Source organism: Vogesella mureinivorans, assembly GCF_007644035.1.
GTDB lineage: Bacteria > Pseudomonadota > Gammaproteobacteria > Burkholderiales > Chromobacteriaceae > Vogesella > Vogesella mureinivorans.
Genome location: NZ_VMTV02000946.1, coordinates 1 through 370 on the forward strand (window position 1 = coordinate 1; position 370 = coordinate 370).

The following is a 370-nucleotide window of genomic DNA, read 5'->3' on the forward strand; positions in this document are numbered from 1 at the left end:
TACAGCGCCTGCACCAGGCCGATGAGTTCGGCGCGATCGAGGTCTGCGAGTTTGACCTTGAGGTCGGACCAACTGGGGGTGCTGCGTTTGGATGCCACGGTCAGGTTCTCGCTTCTTGTGATGATGTGCGGGTCGTTCGCCGCTGGTCAAAGCGTGCTAACTGGAGTCGGCGAAGAGCATGCCCGGCCAGACAACTTACCGGCCCGCATGCCCCGGCAGCCAAGACGCCGACAGCACCTCGGCCTGCTGCAACACGGTCTGCACTGCGGCGTCCTGCAGGTCGGGCGGGTAGCCGTATTTGCGCAGGATGCGCTTGACCAGAACGCGCAGCCGGGCGCGGGCCGATTCCCGGTGCGCCCAATCCACCGCG

1 protein-coding gene is annotated in these 370 nt (G+C 65.7%); it reads right to left on the minus strand.

The annotated features are described in order from the left end of the window. Positions 1 to 195 precede the first annotated feature (195 nt). Positions 196 to 366 carry a type I restriction enzyme endonuclease domain-containing protein gene (locus FLQ44_RS25120; protein WP_369126624.1) on the minus strand — a complete coding sequence of 57 codons (171 nt, stop codon included), beginning with the start codon at positions 364 to 366 and terminating at the stop codon, positions 196 to 198. Positions 367 to 370: the final 4 nt, after the last annotated feature.